This is a genomic window from Candidatus Symbiopectobacterium sp. (assembly GCF_020054415.1).
GTDB lineage: Bacteria > Pseudomonadota > Gammaproteobacteria > Enterobacterales > Enterobacteriaceae > Symbiopectobacterium.
Map to the genome: position 1 here is coordinate 1 of NZ_JAHWCO010000713.1, position 1866 is coordinate 1866.

At 48.3% G+C, this 1866-nt stretch carries 2 protein-coding genes and 2 pseudogenes; 2 read left to right on the forward strand and 2 right to left on the reverse strand.

The window, feature by feature from the left end:
- Together QZ506_RS20550 and mlaA are read left to right on the forward strand one after the other, a co-directional pair.
- Nucleotides 1-81: pseudogene (locus QZ506_RS20550) on the forward strand (lipoprotein); the annotation flags it as partial.
- Nucleotides 82-332: 251 nt separating this feature from the next.
- Nucleotides 333-1118: a phospholipid-binding lipoprotein MlaA gene (gene mlaA / locus QZ506_RS20555; protein WP_291973562.1), complete on the forward strand. Its 786-nt coding sequence runs from the start codon at nt 333-335 to the stop codon at nt 1116-1118.
- A gap of 225 nt (nt 1119-1343) precedes the next feature.
- Here mlaA and QZ506_RS20560 read toward each other — a convergent pair whose 3' ends face one another.
- A complete protein-coding gene (locus tag QZ506_RS20560; RefSeq protein WP_291973564.1) occupies nt 1344-1484 on the reverse strand; it encodes a hypothetical protein in 141 nt (46 codons plus the stop codon).
- A gap of 297 nt (nt 1485-1781) precedes the next feature.
- A pseudogene (locus tag QZ506_RS20565) lies at nt 1782-1866 on the reverse strand (lipoprotein); the annotation flags it as partial.

Sequence of the window (1866 nt, forward strand, 5' to 3'; positions counted from 1 at the left end):
GTGGGTGAAGCCATGGCCATGGTCAAAGCGCTTAACCGGATCACGCTATTAGGAATGCCGAACAGTATTCGCATCACGTAACAATCGACCCGTATGGGGCGCAGTCGTTACAAGTTCTGATTTATTCAACAAAGCCTAATTCACTAACACACTCATTAATAAGCACTATTAAGTTAGCTTTCCTCGATGAATTGCAATAAAATGTTACATTACCAACGACCATCTCCTGTCAGAATGCGTTCTTCGCAGTCAATGCGTTGAAACGGGTCGGGGGGGGGGATGCTATACGGTTGTAACGTGGGCGAAACGCAATTTTATCAGGGAGAATCACTATGAATAACCGTTTGAGTGGGGTGGTGCTGGCCAGTGTCATGCTGGTTGGGTGCGCCAGCTCTTCGGATAAAACAACCCAAGGGTGTTCCGACCCACTTGAGGGATTCAACCGCACCATGTTCAACTTTAACTACAATGTGCTGGACCCGTATGTCGTCCGGCCTGTAGCTGTTGCCTGGCGTGACTATGTGCCGAAACCCGCGCGTAATGGGCTGAGCAATTTCCTCAGTAACCTGGAAGAACCCGCCGCGATGGCAAACTATTTTGTGTCGGGCGATCCTTACAAGGCCATGATCCACTTTAACCGCTTCTTCCTGAACACCCTATTGGGGATGGGGGGATTATTCGATCTTGCCTCGGTGGCGAATCCGAAGCTGGCAAAAGAAGAACCGCGCCGATTCGGTACTACCTTGGGAAGCTACGGCGTAGGCTATGGTCCATATGTGGTATTGCCGGGTTATGGCAGCGCGACGCTGCGTGAAGACGGTGGCGGCATGGTTGATACGCTCTATCCGGTCCTGAGTTACCTGACGTTCTGGGCTTCCGCTGGTAAATGGGTCGTGGAAGGGGTAGAGACGCGAGCACAACTGCTAGATTCAGATGGTCTGCTGAGAAACTCGTCCGATCCATATCTGATGGTGCGCGAGGCTTATTTCCAACGGCATGATTTCCTGGCGCGCGGTGGCCGTCTGGCTCCACAAGAGAACCCGAACGCCGCTGCCATCGAAGATTCTCTTCAGGAGATCGATGCGCCTGATCCGGTTCCCACTGTACCTGCCAAATAGCCCTTTCTCTGGCATCACACGTAAAAATGCTCCCTCGGGTGCGTTAAAGAAAAGGACAATATATTGAAAATAAAAGGATTTAGTTTAACAGTGTCCATATAACGTCCATCTTTGACCAAAGGCCCCGGTTTCCGGTGCCTTTCCATGCTCTCCTGCTTTCTTCGTTTTTCCTTGCTATCATGAGTCATTGTCCCTATCTATCACGAACAGACAGGTGCACCGAAACTAGAAGGAATAATGATAGAATAACTGGTCGGAACGACATGACTTTGTTGAATAATAGGGAATAATGCTGTTATGACACGCCTGTTTTGGATTAAAATGCTGATCGCTCCGAGATGCATCACCACGCTCTGGATTTAACATACTGATTTTACGTCAAGGGAATCCGCAGCCTTTATGGCTACGCAGCATAATATCTATTTATTAAACAAAGCCGAACGACATTGGAAAATTCAAGCCCCTTTTGTCTTATACTGCAAAAGCGGGACTTTCCTTTACAGGCAATGTTTGCTTTACTTACAATGAGTAACGGTTGATTTGTTGCCCCATGCCCAAAAGATGGATAATTGTAAACCGGAAAAGAAGCTTGATTTGCAAAGTTAGTAGGCTTTGTTGAATAAATCAGAACTTGTGACGACTGCGCCCCATACGGGTCGATTGTTACGTGATGCGAATACTGTTCGGCATTCCTAATAGCGTGATCCGGTTAAGCGCTTTGACCATGGCCATGGCTTCACCCACCTGA

Coding starts and splice junctions, on each gene's coding strand:
- mlaA (WP_291973562.1), top strand. CDS start 333: ATGAATAACCGTTTGAGTGGGGTGGTGCTGGCCAGTGTCATGCTGGTT.
- QZ506_RS20560 (WP_291973564.1), bottom strand. CDS start 1,484: ATGTTAAATCCAGAGCGTGGTGATGCATCTCGGAGCGATCAGCATTTT.